The organism is Leptothoe sp. ISB3NOV94-8A (assembly GCF_043421595.1).
Lineage (GTDB): Bacteria > Cyanobacteriota > Cyanobacteriia > Phormidesmidales > Phormidesmidaceae > Leptothoe > Leptothoe turfae.
This window is the reverse complement of the sequence record NZ_JAXSQW010000002.1, coordinates 52162-66387: the sequence shown is the minus strand read 5'-3', so window position 1 is coordinate 66387 and position 14226 is coordinate 52162. Positions and strand designations below refer to the sequence as shown.

Sequence of the window (14226 nt, the reverse complement as noted above, 5' to 3'; positions counted from 1 at the left end):
TTTCCAGGGCAGGTACAAGACCAGCCCCTACGGCACATATCCCTTTTCTCTTTGCTAAACCATGAATTCCCCTGCCTCGCCTGTTCTCCCTGTCTCCCCTGCTCCTTCTAACCCTGAACCAGGGTTTAACTTTGCTTATCTGGATGAACAAACTAAACGATCTATCCGCCGGGCTATTCTTAAGGCCGTGGCGATTCCTGGACATCAGATTCCCTTTAGCTCGCGGGAAATGCCAATGTCATATGGCTGGGGCACTGGTGGCATTCAGGTGACGGCCTCGGTGATTGGTAAAGAAGACACCTTGAAGGTGATTGACCAAGGGGCTGACGACACCACTAATGCCGTGAATATCCGACGTTTTTTTAAGAAGGTGTGTGGTGTGGCGACGACCGAACGCACAGAGGAAGCGACTCTGATTCAGACCCGTCACCGGATTCCTGAAACACCTCTCAAAGAAGGGCAGGTGTTTGTGTATCAGGTGCCCATGCCTGAGCCGCTGTACTTTATTGAGCCGTCTCGGACTGAAGCCAACAAAATGCATGCGTTAGAAGAATATGGCCCCATGTACGTCAAACTCTATGAGGACATTACCAAGTTTGGGCGGATTTCTTTAGCCTATGACTATCCGGTCATGGTAAATGGGCGGCATCTGATGAACCCCAGTCCAATTCCTCGGTTTGATAATCCGAAAATGGATATGAACCCGGCGTTGCAACTATTTGGGGCAGGACGAGAGAAACGAATTTACGCCATACCACCCTACACCCAAGTGAAAAGCCTGGATTTTGAAGATCATCCGTTTTCGGTGGAGAACTGGGAGCAGCCCTGTGAGTTTTGTGGGGCCACTGACAGCTATCTGGATGAGGTGGTCATTGATGACCAGGGGGGACGCATGTGGATTTGTTCAGATACGGACTATTGCGAGCAGCGTCAGCGATCGCAATCGGGTAGTGCACAAAAACTAGGGCAATAGGAGAAAGACATGATGCAGCCGCTACTGACGGTTAATAATTTAAGTAAGTATTATGGCGATCTGTGTGCCTGCGATCGCATCTCCTTCAACCTTTACCCAGGTCAGGTTCTGGGCATCATCGGCGAGTCTGGCTCCGGCAAAAGTACCCTGCTGGATAGCATTGCCGGTCGTATCCCCTTTGAAACAGGAGAGATGTCCTATTGTGACCGAGACAACAACTTTATCGACCTGCGTACGCTACCTGAACCCCGTCGTCGTCGGTTGATGAAAACCGAGTGGGGCTTTGTCCGCCAGAATCCCCGTGACGGGTTGCGCATGAACGTGACCGCTGGGGCCAATATTGGCGAACGACTGCTCGATGTTGGCCAGCGGCACTATGGCAATATTCGTACCGAAGCCCTCCAATGGTTAAGTGAAGTTGAAATTCCGGCTGCCCGTCTTGATAACTTTCCCCGTACTTTTTCCGGCGGCATGCAACAGCGTCTGCAGTTGGCCCGCATTCTGGTCACACGCCCCCGCATTGTGCTGATGGATGAACCCACAGGCGGTCTCGATGTCTCTGTCCAGGCCAGACTGTTAGACCTGATGCGATCTCTGGTACGCACCCTTAACCTCAGCGTCATCCTGGTCACCCATGATATCGGCGTCGTGCGGCTGCTGGCCCATCGACTGATGGTGATGCAAAACGGTCAGGTTGTCGAAGCCGGACTCACCGACCAGGTGTTGGATGATCCCCACCATCCTTATACGCAACAGCTTGTGAATGCCACGTTAGTGCCTTAATGAAGACTCACTACAACACAATTGTCCCCCCATGAACACATTACAACTCCCATCTCCAGCAACTGCCCCAACCAATACAACAGCCCTGCTGCAAGCAGACCGGCTCCATAAAAGCTTTGTGCTTCATCACCAGGGCAGTGTCAATCTGCCCGTGCTCGAAGGGGTTTCCCTCACCGTTAATCCCGGTGAATGTGTTGCCCTCCAAGGGGCCTCAGGTTCAGGGAAATCCACCTTTATGCGCTCTCTATACGCCAACTACCGTGTGGATAGCGGCTCTATCTGGGTCAAACACCAGGGGGAGTGGGTTGATCTGCCCCAACTCGAAGCCCATAAATTAATTGAAGTCCGCCAATATACCCTCGGCTATGTCAGCCAGTTTCTGCGGGTGATTCCTCGGGTGCCAGCGGTAGACGTCGCTGCAGAACCCTTGATGGAACTAGGTTTAGATACAGATAAGGCTAAAGATAAGGTACGAGACTTATTTTCTCGGCTAAACTTGCCAGAGCGACTATGGGAACTGTCACCTACCACCTTTTCTGGGGGTGAAAAACAGCGGGTCAATATCGCTCGTGCGTTCTCCATGGACTACCCTATTTTGCTTTTAGATGAACCCACATCAGCGCTAGATGCGGCCAATCGAGACGTCGTGATGCGGTTAATCGAAGAACGTAAAGCCCAGGGCTGTGCCATGGTAGGAATTTTCCATGATGACGAAGTCAGGGAAAGGGTTTGCGATCGCACCCTCCTCTTTGGCTAACCCTCGCTTGCTTGGTCAGTCAAAATAGCCACCAAGATACTCATTAGAGGGTCTACATCAGCGGGTACTCGATATAGCTCTAAATCTTGAGAAATTTTTCTTTGCTGTCGATCAAGCACAGCAAACTGCCAGATACGCCCAATCGAAACTGCACCATAAAGGAGATTTCCCGACGATGAGTCCGTGACTTTATCCAATGCAATGAGTTCAGCCGCCAGCTGTTTAAATCCGCGTTCCAGATTTTCATCTTTGGCCTCGATAATCAGCAAACTATGGCCAGACTGAAGATAATAATCTAAAAGGCCCTTCAACTGATCCGTCGCCTTAAGAGAATAGCTAACCTTAACCTTGACATGGATTAAATGCACTAACTCTAAAACCAGAGGCGCAATCAAAAATTCTCGGCGCGCCGATTCACTATCTAATGTGACGAACGGCAAACTCTCCTCCAAACGCTGCCTAAGTCGATCGATAGTGTCTACTGGTTTTTCTGACTGAGGCAAAACCAGCGACGTCAGCTCTAAGCTATACCCAAAGTGGGTCACGATATCTTCCAGATAATAATTCAGCTTGAAATAGTCAGAAAAATAACAGGACTCTGGAAGTTCAATGATCTGAGCCATTTTTTGTCTCCTAACCCTAAAGATAACGTTAACTTAACCTTGGTTAGATATCAGTTAGAGATGTCTAGACATTTTCTAGTTGTATCTAATTGTCTAATTGGTAGAGAAGCCCGTTTACCCAAATAAATCCAGACCATACGCCCCATGACTGAAACCATCTACACCAATTATCGCTTGCAGCTTCCAGGCCAGGAGCTACTGGGCACCCTTGTCGTCAAGGGCGGTCTAATTGCAGACATTCAGCCAGGTACTGTGGATCAAGGGCAGAATGGCAACGGCGACTATCTACTGCCAGGGCTGATCGAACTCCACACGGATAACCTGGAGCGCTGCATGTCACCTCGCCCCAAGGTGAGCTGGCCTCTGGATGTGGCTGCCGTACACCATGATCGAGATTTAGCGGGGGCCGGTATTACAACCGTGTGTGACGCCATATCTATTGGCGATCTTACCCCCGGCTCTCTGCGCATGACCCAGTTTGGCCCCATGATCAATACGATTCATCAGGGACAAAGCGACGGGCGCTTCTCGGTGGACCATCGACTACACCTACGCTGTGAGCTGGGATATAACCAGGTATACGATCTGGTGGAAACCTATGCCGATCACCCGCTGCTGTCACTGATGTCCCTAATGGACCACACCCCCGGACAGCGACAGTTTGTAAAACTTGATAAGTACAAAGAGTATTACCAGGGCAAACATGGGGTAACGGCTGAGGAAATGGATGGCTTTATTCGCGATCGCATCGAAGCCCAACAGTGCCATGCCGTCGATAACCGTCGCAGACTGGTGGAACTGGCCCAGCAACGCGACATTTGTCTGGCCAGTCACGATGATGCCACCCCGGAGCATGTCCAAGAAGCCATTGAAGACGGGGCTGCCATCGCCGAATTTCCCACCACATTGGATGCGGCGAAAGCAGCTCACACCCATGGTCTACAGGTGCTGATGGGAGCCCCTAATTTAATCTTGGGTGGATCCCATTCAGGCAATGTGTCCGCCATGGATTTAATCGAGCGAGATTTAGCCGATATTATCTCGTCAGACTATGTGCCCCAAAGTTTAGTTCAAGCGATGTTCCTGATTGTGGAGAAGGCTCAGGTGCCGCTGCATCAAGCAATGCGTCTGTTTACCGTAAATCCAGCTAAGGCGATTGGGTTGGATTGCGATCGCGGCAGTCTAGAGGTCGGCAAACGGGCTGACATGATTACCTTGCACCATGATGGTGTGATTCCCCGACTAACATCCGCTGTCCGTCAGGGATATCGCATTGCTTAGAGGCAAGGGGATGGGAGAGTTTCCTCACTGAAACCTGATTTTTTCTCTCTCCTTTTCCTGGTTAAGTCATTGAGACACTTGATTGAAGGTCTTTATACCTATCAACAAGATTGTTAGATTATAACAAAACTATGACGATTCTATCCTGTTAAACAACCGCGTTCACCCATTGTCGGGATGTTCCATGGAATGTCCCGACAATGGGTTATCCCTTTTCTTGCAATGCACATAACAACTCTAGACCCAATTCTCGATCTTTATCGCCAACGTGGCCAAGCCCAATATGGTGGTGAAGCCGTCAGTCAGTTAGAACATGCCCTCCAATGCGCCACCCTCGCCGAAGAGAATGGTGAATCACCAGAGCTGATCGCCGCTTGCTTCCTCCATGACCTGGGACATCTGGTGCATCATCTTGGCAACAACCCAGCAGTGCGGGGCGTTGATGATAGCCATGAATATCGTGCAATTCCCTTATTAGAACCCCTATTTCCAGAAGCTGTTACCACACCCATTCGTTTGCACGTAGCCGCCAAACGCTATCTTTGTGCGATAGATGAGAACTATTGGGAAGCACTCTCGCCTGCCTCTAAGCTAAGTTTGGAGCTTCAGGGAGGTATTTTCTCACAGTCGATGGCACAAGCTTTTATTGACCAGCCGAATGCAGAAAGTGCTGTCAAACTGCGTCGCTGGGATGATTTAGCTAAGATTAAAAACCTAAAAACCCCTGACTTAGATCATTTTCAACCTATTCTAACCACTGCGAGTCGGGGACCCGTCGTATGATCCTCATCGCCCAAATCAGCGACCTCCATATACAGAGGCCGGGAAAACTCGCCTATGGCATCGTAGACACTAATTCCTTAGTTGCCGAGGCCATTGCCCGATTGAGCAGGCTTAATCCTCAACCAGATATGGTGGTGGCATCAGGCGATCTGATTCAAGACGGCACTGTGGAAGAATATGAGCTGCTAAAAGCCATGCTCGCACCATTGCAGTGTCCCGTGTATTTAATGCCAGGCAATCACGATCATCGCGATCATCTACGACAGGTATTTAATACCCACACCTATCTGCCAAGGGCGAGTTCTCACCTTAGTTATGCTGTCGATAACTATCCCATGCGCCTGATCATGCTCGACAGCATTATCCCAGGAAAAGGTGGGGGCTGTGTCGATGCCGAGCGTTTGGCATGGCTAGGGCAACAACTGTCAGCAGCACCTGAAACACCCACCCTCATGTTTATGCACCATCCTCCATTTGCCACTGGCATTCCCTGGATGGATCGCAAACGGTTTCAAGGCCGTGGGGCGCTGGCAGAATTAATTCGCCAACACCCTCAAGTAAAACGCATTAGCTGTGGCCATTTACACCGCACTATCTACTGCCCATGGGCCGGGACGGTGGCCAGCAGCCAGCCTAGCTTAGTCCATCAAAGTGCTATCGATTTTGACCCTGACGGCTCTAGCCAATTTGTGATGGAACCACCCGCCTATCAGCTCCATGTATGGACAAAGGAGACGTTAGTTTCCCATACCATGTATGTTGGCGAGTTTGATGGTCCCTATCGGTTTTCTGACGGGAAAAAGGTGGTTGTGGCAGCTTTATAACGATGGATCAACCCTAGGCAATTCACAATCAGTCAGTCTGTATGTTGTACAATCTATAGCCCACACCATAGGCCTGGTAGCTAGCATCAGAGCAAGATTTATGACTGCCCTCAGTGTTAATCTCAACAAGATTGCCCTTGTCCGGAATTCCCGCACCATGGGTATACCGAGTGTCGTTAAGGCGGGGGAAACCTGCATTCAAGCTGGAGCCTATGGCCTCACGGTGCATCCTCGCCCAGATGAGCGTCATATCCGGCGTCACGATGTTTATGACTTGGCGGAGATGCTCAAGGCACATCCGACGATCGAATTTAATATTGAAGGGAATCCTTTAGAAGCTAGGTTCATGGACATTGTGCGGGATGTAAACCCCCATCAGGTGACGTTAGTTCCTGACGATCCCAATCAGTTTACCTCCGACCATGGCTGGGATATTGCCAAGCACGGTGAGACTCTGATCCCGATTATTAAGGAAATTCAAGGGCTAGGGGCGCGGGTTAGCTTGTTTATGGATCCTGACCCAGAGCAAATTCGGCTGATCCCCACATTAGGTTCGATGCAGGGGCCGACAGAGACTCGCATTGAACTCTACACCGAACCCTATGCTACGGCATCCCGCGAAGGAACTGAGGAGGAGTTAGAAACACTGCATACCAGCTATGCGGTGGCGGCAAAAGTGGCCCAGGAATGTAGCCTAGGGGTGAATGCAGGTCATGATTTAAACCTCGAAAACTTGCCTCAGTTTTTGCAGATTCCCAATATCTTAGAGGTGTCCATTGGCCATGCTCTCACAGCGGATGCGTTAATGATGGGTCTGGAGAATGCGGTCAAGGCTTATTTGGATGTCATTGCAGCGGCAAATCAGTAATACATATAAAGATAGTCATGGATGACCCATCTATTGTTCGTCATTTTACTGACACTCCTTGGGAGCCAGCGGTAGGCTACTGTCGAGCGATTCGAGCGGGCAACCAAATTTTTATGTCGGGGACTGCTCCGGTGGATGATCAGGGGAATACCGTTGCTCCAGGAGATGGTTATGCCCAGGCAAAACGGTGTTTTCAGATAATTCAAAAGACGCTCCGGGCTATGGGTGCGGATTTATCGAATATTGTGCGGACCCGCATGTATGTGACAGATATTAGCCGCTGGCAAGAATATGGTCAGGCTCATCAGGAGTTTATGGGGGCTTATCCCCCTACGACGGCGATGGTGGAGGTTAGTGCGCTGATTGCTCCTGATATGCTGATTGAAATTGAGGTAGAGGCTCTGGTGTTTTGAATTATTCTACGCTAAAAATTCGGGTTGGTTAACGAGTAAAGGGTGAAGGGTAAGGAGTGACTCTTCACCACTTTAGACTCGTTACACTTTAACAGTCTTACCCAAAATCTGATTCTTGACAGACCACTAGGAGTGCATCAGTGCTTTATTGCTTAAACCCAAGCAGCTAAGACTCTCTCTGCAAACCAGATGCTGCCCATGAGAATCATCAGTACTGAAGCAGCGTAGTTTAGGCAGATGGCTCCTCGACGTTGTTGTAAAAATCGCAATCCGTAGAATGCCAGGACAACAATGGCAATCTGACCTATCTCTACGCCTAGGTTAAAGCTGGCTAGGGATAAGATCAGGTTGCTCTGACTTTGGGTGAGGTCTCTCAGAATATTGGCGAAGCCGAGGCCATGGATCAGCCCAAAGCCGAAGGTTAACCAGGGTCGATGGTTCATAGGTTTATGCCACAGATTTTCTATCGCTATGTAAACGATGGATAGAGCGATCGCACTCTCGACAAAGGCTGTGGGCAAAGTGACAATATCGAGAGCGGCTAAGGTAAGGGTAAGAGAATGGGCAATGGTGAAGGCGGTAACGATTTTTAGGAGTTGAGATAGGCGACCTCCTGGTAAAAGTAGAGCAATTAAAAATAAGATGTGGTCGTAGCCAGTGAAGATATGTTCTACACCCAGTTTGAGAAAACTAAGAAACTGGTGTTGCCAGGGGATTGTGTCTGCTAGTTCTATTGTGTTGTTTTCGGGGGTGAATACGATATTGCGGGTACGGTTACCTTGAGTAATGGTGGCTAGAGCCTGTTCATGTTCAGAGGGAAATAAATTATATTGAATGGTGAGTTTTTGGAGGGTTGTTGGCCATTCATAGCTTAATAAAAAGGTGCTATGGTTGATTTTGTCTTCAGGCTGCTGAGCTGTTGTTGAGGCGAGGGTGAATTGTCCTGATTCATCTGTTTGATTTTTTAAAGTAATGCCATTGCCTAATTGTTGTTCTAGCTGGGTACGATGCTGTTCAATTTCTGCTGATGACAGCGTTTGATTGCCGTCGTCATCAGCAAAACTGAGCAATGCTGTAGGCATTGTCAACGTGATTTGGGCGTTGGTGTCGGTGACAATGATGTCGGCTACGGTGAGGTCGTCCCAGTGGGCTTGGGCGGGTGCGATCGCAACATTCCCCAGCCACACACTAGCCAACAAACCCACAATACCGACCCGTAAAAAGCGAACAAACCGTTTCATTTGGACCTCCTAATAATTTAAGGCATAAAAAAGGCATAAAAAACTATGGGGAGGGCTAATGCAGTCCCCTCTTGGGCGGGGTGCCTGAAAAGCGGGGTGGGTTAACCGCAAACACTAATCAGCAACCAGCCCCCAAATCTGCTGATCCCGTTCACCAAAGCTGGGATCAACCATCTGGGCAGCCTCAAAATATTGATTAGCCTTAGACCCATTGCCCAACTGTTGCTCAACCAACCCAGCCCGATAAGAAATCACCGCATTGCGAGTGCCCTGCTCAAGGGTTCTTTGCAACGCTCGTTGAGCATCCTGCCAACGCCCCAACTGCATGAGCACTCGGGCGTAAGTATCTAAGGTGTCTGCATCCTGACGTATTTTTACGTCAGCGTCCATCAGTGCCAAAGCTTCTGGCAGATCAGCCGCATCACCTCGGTCCAATAACAGCTGTGCTAAGGCACGACGATGCCCAAAGGTCTCTAAGTCTTCATGTTGTCTAAACTGTTCTTCAGCTTGTTGCCACAACTGTTGAGCCTTTGCCCGATCACCCTGGAGACTCGCAACTTGAGCCATGCCTTGAAGTGCAACATGGTCCCACACATGGGGATAGTCTTGGGAAGTAAACACCTGAGAGTAGAGCTTTGTCGCAGCTCGGTAATGCCCTTGGCGAGTTTTGAGCTTAGCCATATGGACTAGGGCTAAAGGGTATCGAGGCAAAATGTCTAGGGCTTCTTGGTAGAGTTGTTGAGCAGTTTGATAATCTCCTCGGCTAGCGTAAAAACGCCCCATCAAAGTACGAGTCCAGGCAGAACTCCCTGATTCCTGCGGTTCTTCCGCGTTGAGGGCGGCTTCAAAGTCTTTAATCGCCAATGCATCCTCGCCTTGGGCACTATGCACCAGGCCCCGCAGCGTGAGGGAGCCTAGGGTGGGTATTTGCTGCACCAGATTGTCTGCGATGGTCCTGGCTTTAGTGAGATTGCCCTTGCCTAAGTATGCTGTGATCAAGATAGACTGAGCTGGTTCAGAATAGGCTTGGGTGGCAAGCACCTGGTTCGCTATAAGAATAGCGCGGTCGAAGTCGTGCTGAGCTTCAGCGACTTTGGCTTGAACAATTTGAGCCCCTTCGTTGTTAAACGTCAGCTTTTGTAGAGATTGTTGAGCCGCTTGGTCAGCAAGAAGATACCAGTTGGCATCACCAGTGGCACGGGCCAGTTTTAAGTAAGTGCTAGCGAGGGCCGCTTGACTAAGACCGTCTTCTGGAGTTTGGCGGATGCGATTTTTATAGAAGGCAATCTCCTGTTCGAGTTGGCCAGTGATGTCGGTTTGGTCTGGAGGCGAGAAAGAGTAATCGTAGGGGCTGGTGTTGAGGAGAGGTTTGAGTTGATGGACGGTAGTGACAATCAGGAGGATGCCAATGCCCCACAGCAGCTGTCGACGACGCTGGGTGAAACGAAGATTGAGAGGTAATAACATGGGTTTATGTTGTTGCGTAGGGGCGCATGGCCATGCGCCCTTCTGAATTAGGACATGATTAATCCTCTTTGATGTCCTGCTTGCTATCTTTGCTAGCAAGAGGGACGTTGGGTGCAGGCTAATTAGGCAATGCCAAGTAAGGAAACGTATGCTCTAATGGCTGATGTCCCTGGGCCGGATTTCCAGGAGTGCCTTCATAGGAAACATTGTCGGTCGTGATTGCTCCATTAGATAGAACACTCAGCGTGATATCAATGACATCATCCTCTAACATGCGCCCGCGCACAGGGCTGCCTGCGGCATTTAGATCATTGGCATAGCCACTGGGACCACTGGTATCGATGCGCATAACGTCGGGCAAGAAGGCTCCTAATAACGCATTAGCACGTTCTTCACTATTGCCTAGGGCCAGCAAGGTTTTCTTAGCTTCACCCACAATGGGGCCAGCAATATCGGCGGCGGGTTGTTCACCTGCTAATGCGGCGGCTTCGAAGTCAGGGCCAACACTATTTAGAGCATTTAGGAAATCGTTGGTAATCACTAACCCTTCGTTAATACCAGGGCGGGCCAGGCGTTCAACTTGGACATAGTTGCCACTGGCATCAGGGGTGGAAATCGTCGTCCAGACATCAAAAACATCGGCACTTGTGGAGCCTCTTAAGACCTTTTTCGGGATACGCACAGCGATAGTATTGACATTGTATCCAGCAGCAAAGTCAACCGCTTCATTGGCACTGCGGAAACCGACAGCAGGGCCAATGCCAGCCGCTCCGGCACGGACACGGAAGAACTGCTCTACATCAAAGAAGAAGGGATCTTCTCGTAATCCGGCAAAAACAGTCAGACGCTCGCCACCTAATTTAACATTGTTAATATTGGGTGAGGAATCGAACAAAGATGTTGTGACAGCTTTCCGAACTCTAGTTTTACCGTCTCTGATAGTCGTGACCGTAACCTCCTGTTCTTGGTTTTCATTGGGAGGACCAAACTCGAAGCGCAGCGTTAGATCCGGCTGACCAGCAACCTTGGCATCTTTATTGGCAACAGAGTCAATATGGAATTCATAGCGAGCATTGGTGCTGAAATAATATTGTTGTCGCGCTAGGGAGCGAGGATTGGTATTCATCATCAGGATGAGATCATCTTCAGATGCATTGGGGTTTTGATCTTTCTCTCTAAATGCATAAACGTCAGTAATGTTGAGGTTACGACCTTTAACATCTACTTCTCCATCATCGTGGTCCGACGCGTTAATTAATGTTGCGGCTCCCCCTAAGGTTAGGGTGGTGGCTAGAAACACTCCGCTGAGTTTTAGCCAGGTTTGGCGCTTAGACAGTTGGCCTAGAGTGTTTTGTAAAGACTTCAGCATGGTTCAATTTCTCCTTTTGGGAAATGAATAGAATGGGGTTTTCGTTAAACCACGGCCAAAGCTGGTGTTTTCTCTACTGAAAACTTACAATTCTGGACGTGGGCAAATTGCACGCATTTCAAAGCAGACCCGGTTGCTAGGGAGCATAGGCCATGACAACATATAAAAATCGTCAATATTGTCGGAGCAGAGGTTTTCTGCCCTATTTGTAAGCGATGATTTTGTGCAATCTGAAAAGGTATACGCCAGGCTTGGCGGATTGGATCTCTCGGTTTCAAAAAAAAGTTGAAATAAATGGCAAAACTGCAATCTAAGGATGAAACCGAACTGATTAGCCGCATGGTGCAAGGAGACCAGGCGGCACTCAGTCAGCTTTATGATCGCTACGCCCGAGTCATGTATTCGTTGGCCTTTAAAATACTTGGCTCTGTGGAAGAAGCGGAGGAAGTTGTCCTGGATGTCTTTGCCAAGGCTTGGCGAACGGCTGCCCGATATGATTCCAGTCGCAGCCGTGTGGATTCTTGGTTATTTTTAATGACCCGCAGTCGGTCGTTGGATCGATTACGGCAGCGGCAACGGCAGACTAAGGTCGTCGAAGCGGCTACGAAGACGGTCGAGACGAGTGCTTCTGATAGGCCGGATGAAGCCCTGATGATTGCTGAGCGCCGGACAGTCGTGATGCAGGCCTTGGGTGAGCTGCCAGACGAACAGCGCCTAGTGATTGAGTTGGCCTATTACCAGGGCTATAGTCAGTCGGAAATTGCCAAACAAACTGGTCTAGCCTTAGGCACGGTCAAAACGCGGATTCGGTTGGGATTGCGCAAACTAAAACAGGCTTTGGGAACAGGTTAAAAAATATGAGATCCAAGCCGGGATGGCTAGCGTATACCTATATAGCTATCCTCTAATCCTATAGGTTTCAAATGCCGAGTTAGTAGCCGAGTTAGTATAAGAACATGACATCTCCTGAGCGCTATCAAAATGCCGATGCAGCTGCCCTCTATGCCCTTGATGCGCTAGAGGCAGATGAGCGTAGGCAGTTTGAGCAGGCGCTATTGGATAGCGTAGAGCTGGAGCAGGAGGTGCGTGGGTGTGAAGAGGTGGCGGCTAATTTGGCCTATGGTGCCTCACCTGTACCGATGGCAGCAGATTTAAAAGATCGCTTATTTCAACGGATCGCTCAGCAGTCTATCGGGCCGAGTTCAGATTTAGTGGAGCTGCTAGATTTGCCGATTGCTGAGCTGAAGCACCAGGCGGCTGAGTTAGACTGGGCGTTGATGCCTGGTAACTCGGGGGCAGAAATTGCCATGTGGCGAGTTGATGATTGCGATCGCGAGGTTGCCTTTTTTGTACGCAAAGCCACAGGCGGGTTATTTCCTAACCATGCCCATGCTAGTGGCGAAACGGTGCTGGTGTTGGACGGAGATTTTGTTGTTGACCACCAGGTATATCGGTCAGGGGAATGTGTATCGTCTCCTGGTAATACAAGCCATCAGCCAAAAACGTTGAACGGTTGCCTATTATTCTGTGTGTCTTCCATGGACGATGACATTTTGGAATCTTAAGAATAAAGATTTTTTAAGATGATCAACCCAATTCCGTAGGGGGCGAACGGCTATGCGCCCGTCAGCCTATATGCAAGCTCTCAACCCTGCCCAGTTCGTTTTTCATTATACGTAGTCTTAAGCTTTGAAGCGACAGCAGAGCGCTGTTAGCATTCGTGTCACCACACTAGTTCTTAATTAACCGAGCTAACATGAAGCCATGAACCCTCCTGAGTCCTACTCAAATGCCGATGCAGCCGCCCTCTATGCCCTTGATGCGCTAGAGGCAGACGAGCGTGCCCAGTTTGAGCAGGATTTGTTAGACAGTACAGAGTTAGAGCAGGCAGTTCGTGAGTTTGAAGAGACAGCGGCTACATTGGCCTATGTGGCCAAACCTGTGCCAATGGCAGCGGCTCTAAAGGAGCGCCTATGGCAACGGATCGCTACTCAGTCTGTGGGAGCGAGCTCAGAATTGCTGCAGCTGTTGGATGTGCCCATTAATCAGCTAAAACAAAAGGCAGCTGAGTTAAACTGGTCTCTGTTGCCTGGTAAGTCAGGTGTAGAAGTGGCCCCCTGGCAAACAGAAGAAGCTTCTCGTGAAGCAGCCTTTTTTGCAAGAAAGATTGGCGCTGGTCTGTTTCCGAATCATTATCATGCCAGTGGAGAGACCGTACTGGTACTGGATGGAGACTTTGTAGTAGATGGTCAGGTATACCATCCAGGTGAACAAGTTTCTGCACCTGGTAAGACTAGCCATCAGCCGAAATCGCTAACAGGTTGTCTGTTATTATGCGTGTCGTCGATGGACGATGACATTTTAGATGTTTAAAGGCTCTCCATGTTTCTCAGGGCCTAAATTCTATTTGGGTAGTGCTGAGCAACGCTACACACTCTAAATTGATTTCTATGGCAAGAAAAAACGTTTCCTCTGGTTCTCCAATGGAAAAACCGATAGGGTTTTCAAGGGCAGTACGGATTGCTAACCTCATCTCAATCGCAGGAACGGCACCCATTGGGGATGACGGTTCCACAGCTTGTCTTGGGGATGTATATGGTCAAACGTATTGCTGTTTAAGTATTATCCATAAAGCGATTCAAGATGCTGGTGGCAAGTTAAGTGATGTTATTCGGACAAGGGTGATGCTCACAGATATTTCCAGATGGGAGGAAGCCGCTAAGGCCCATGGAGAATTCTTTTCTGAGATTTGTCCTGCTTGTACTTTTGTAGAAGTATCACGGTTTATTAAAGAAGATTGGTTGGTGGAAATCGAAGTAGATTGCGTCGTTACGTGAAAGAGAG

Annotated in this window: 16 protein-coding genes; 12 read left to right on the top strand and 4 right to left on the bottom strand. The window is 49.3% G+C overall.

From position 1 onward, the window contains the following. Positions 1-61: 61 nt before the first annotated feature. Genes SPB21_RS30720 through phnL form a run of 3 tightly spaced genes read left to right on the top strand, consistent with a single transcriptional unit; the run spans position 62 to position 2513 of the window. Positions 62-973: an alpha-D-ribose 1-methylphosphonate 5-phosphate C-P-lyase PhnJ gene (locus SPB21_RS30720; protein WP_499868874.1), complete on the top strand. Its 912-nt coding sequence runs from the start codon at positions 62-64 to the stop codon at positions 971-973. Positions 974-985: 12 nt separating this feature from the next. Continuing rightward, positions 986-1756 carry a phosphonate C-P lyase system protein PhnK gene (phnK, locus tag SPB21_RS30715; RefSeq protein WP_163671831.1) on the top strand — a complete coding sequence of 257 codons (771 nt, stop codon included), beginning with the start codon at positions 986-988 and terminating at the stop codon, positions 1754-1756. Positions 1757-1787: 31 nt separating this feature from the next. Further along, positions 1788-2513 (top strand): phosphonate C-P lyase system protein PhnL, encoded by a 726-nt coding sequence (gene phnL, locus SPB21_RS30710; RefSeq protein ID WP_499060864.1) that lies wholly within the window; start codon positions 1788-1790, stop codon positions 2511-2513. On the opposite strand, the gene SPB21_RS30705 is transcribed toward phnL, so the two are convergent. Next, positions 2510-3136, bottom strand: coding sequence for a hypothetical protein (locus SPB21_RS30705; RefSeq protein ID WP_163670067.1), 627 nt, complete (start codon positions 3134-3136; stop codon positions 2510-2512). The genes phnL and SPB21_RS30705 overlap by 4 nt on opposite strands. 144 nt (positions 3137-3280) lie before the next feature. On the opposite strand from SPB21_RS30705, the gene SPB21_RS30700 reads away from it, so the two are divergent. The 5 genes from SPB21_RS30700 to SPB21_RS30680 all read left to right on the top strand — a co-directional run bounded on the left by SPB21_RS30700 (position 3281) and on the right by SPB21_RS30680 (position 7305). After that, complete coding sequence (locus SPB21_RS30700) at positions 3281-4417, top strand: alpha-D-ribose 1-methylphosphonate 5-triphosphate diphosphatase (RefSeq protein WP_499868871.1); 1137 nt, start codon at positions 3281-3283, stop codon at positions 4415-4417. Positions 4418-4639: 222 nt separating this feature from the next. Then, on the top strand, positions 4640-5200 hold the full coding sequence (locus SPB21_RS30695; RefSeq protein WP_499868870.1) for a phosphonate degradation HD-domain oxygenase: 561 nt from the start codon (positions 4640-4642) through the stop codon (positions 5198-5200). Beyond that, entirely contained in the window at positions 5197-6024 is an 828-nt protein-coding gene (locus SPB21_RS30690) for a phosphodiesterase (RefSeq protein ID WP_499868868.1), read from the top strand. Before SPB21_RS30695 ends, SPB21_RS30690 begins: the two co-directional genes overlap by 4 nt. A gap of 100 nt (positions 6025-6124) precedes the next feature. Continuing rightward, entirely contained in the window at positions 6125-6892 is a 768-nt protein-coding gene (locus SPB21_RS30685; RefSeq protein ID WP_499868866.1) for a pyridoxine 5'-phosphate synthase, read from the top strand. A 17-nt stretch (positions 6893-6909) separates the two neighbouring features. Further along, on the top strand, positions 6910-7305 hold the full coding sequence (locus SPB21_RS30680) for a RidA family protein (RefSeq protein ID WP_499868864.1): 396 nt from the start codon (positions 6910-6912) through the stop codon (positions 7303-7305). A gap of 152 nt (positions 7306-7457) precedes the next feature. Here SPB21_RS30680 and SPB21_RS30675 read toward each other — a convergent pair whose 3' ends face one another. The 3 genes from SPB21_RS30675 to SPB21_RS30665 form a co-directional block, all read right to left on the bottom strand. Then, positions 7458-8546: a HupE/UreJ family protein gene (locus SPB21_RS30675; RefSeq protein WP_499868862.1), complete on the bottom strand. Its 1089-nt coding sequence runs from the start codon at positions 8544-8546 to the stop codon at positions 7458-7460. 114 nt (positions 8547-8660) lie between these two features. Beyond that, the gene (locus tag SPB21_RS30670; RefSeq protein WP_499868860.1) at positions 8661-10013 is read right to left on the bottom strand and encodes a tetratricopeptide repeat protein; all 1353 of its coding nucleotides are present in this window, start codon (positions 10011-10013) and stop codon (positions 8661-8663) included. Positions 10014-10131: 118 nt separating this feature from the next. After that, a complete protein-coding gene (locus SPB21_RS30665; RefSeq protein WP_490793767.1) occupies positions 10132-11382 on the bottom strand; it encodes a DUF4331 domain-containing protein in 1251 nt (416 codons plus the stop codon). Between the two features lie 294 nt (positions 11383-11676). On the opposite strand from SPB21_RS30665, the gene SPB21_RS30660 reads away from it, so the two are divergent. The 4 genes from SPB21_RS30660 to SPB21_RS30645 all read left to right on the top strand — a co-directional run bounded on the left by SPB21_RS30660 (position 11677) and on the right by SPB21_RS30645 (position 14219). Then, on the top strand, positions 11677-12234 hold the full coding sequence (locus tag SPB21_RS30660) for a sigma-70 family RNA polymerase sigma factor (protein WP_163670084.1): 558 nt from the start codon (positions 11677-11679) through the stop codon (positions 12232-12234). Between the two features lie 104 nt (positions 12235-12338). Then, a complete protein-coding gene (locus SPB21_RS30655; protein WP_163698011.1) occupies positions 12339-12947 on the top strand; it encodes a cupin domain-containing protein in 609 nt (202 codons plus the stop codon). A gap of 199 nt (positions 12948-13146) precedes the next feature. Continuing rightward, entirely contained in the window at positions 13147-13755 is a 609-nt protein-coding gene (locus SPB21_RS30650) for a cupin domain-containing protein (protein WP_499868857.1), read from the top strand. Between the two features lie 110 nt (positions 13756-13865). Then, positions 13866-14219, top strand: a complete 354-nt coding sequence (locus tag SPB21_RS30645; protein WP_499060854.1) for a RidA family protein — start codon at positions 13866-13868, stop codon at positions 14217-14219. Positions 14220-14226: the final 7 nt, after the last annotated feature.

Coding starts and splice junctions, on each gene's coding strand:
- SPB21_RS30690 (WP_499868868.1), top strand. CDS start 5,197: ATGATCCTCATCGCCCAAATCAGCGACCTCCATATACAGAGGCCGGGA.
- SPB21_RS30705 (WP_163670067.1), bottom strand. CDS start 3,136: ATGGCTCAGATCATTGAACTTCCAGAGTCCTGTTATTTTTCTGACTAT.
- phnL (WP_499060864.1), top strand. CDS start 1,788: ATGAACACATTACAACTCCCATCTCCAGCAACTGCCCCAACCAATACA.
- SPB21_RS30645 (WP_499060854.1), top strand. CDS start 13,866: ATGGAAAAACCGATAGGGTTTTCAAGGGCAGTACGGATTGCTAACCTC.
- SPB21_RS30695 (WP_499868870.1), top strand. CDS start 4,640: ATGCACATAACAACTCTAGACCCAATTCTCGATCTTTATCGCCAACGT.
- SPB21_RS30655 (WP_163698011.1), top strand. CDS start 12,339: ATGACATCTCCTGAGCGCTATCAAAATGCCGATGCAGCTGCCCTCTAT.
- SPB21_RS30685 (WP_499868866.1), top strand. CDS start 6,125: ATGACTGCCCTCAGTGTTAATCTCAACAAGATTGCCCTTGTCCGGAAT.
- phnK (WP_163671831.1), top strand. CDS start 986: ATGCAGCCGCTACTGACGGTTAATAATTTAAGTAAGTATTATGGCGAT.
- SPB21_RS30680 (WP_499868864.1), top strand. CDS start 6,910: ATGGATGACCCATCTATTGTTCGTCATTTTACTGACACTCCTTGGGAG.
- SPB21_RS30650 (WP_499868857.1), top strand. CDS start 13,147: ATGAACCCTCCTGAGTCCTACTCAAATGCCGATGCAGCCGCCCTCTAT.
- SPB21_RS30665 (WP_490793767.1), bottom strand. CDS start 11,382: ATGCTGAAGTCTTTACAAAACACTCTAGGCCAACTGTCTAAGCGCCAA.
- SPB21_RS30700 (WP_499868871.1), top strand. CDS start 3,281: ATGACTGAAACCATCTACACCAATTATCGCTTGCAGCTTCCAGGCCAG.
- SPB21_RS30670 (WP_499868860.1), bottom strand. CDS start 10,013: ATGTTATTACCTCTCAATCTTCGTTTCACCCAGCGTCGTCGACAGCTG.
- SPB21_RS30660 (WP_163670084.1), top strand. CDS start 11,677: ATGGCAAAACTGCAATCTAAGGATGAAACCGAACTGATTAGCCGCATG.
- SPB21_RS30720 (WP_499868874.1), top strand. CDS start 62: ATGAATTCCCCTGCCTCGCCTGTTCTCCCTGTCTCCCCTGCTCCTTCT.
- SPB21_RS30675 (WP_499868862.1), bottom strand. CDS start 8,546: ATGAAACGGTTTGTTCGCTTTTTACGGGTCGGTATTGTGGGTTTGTTG.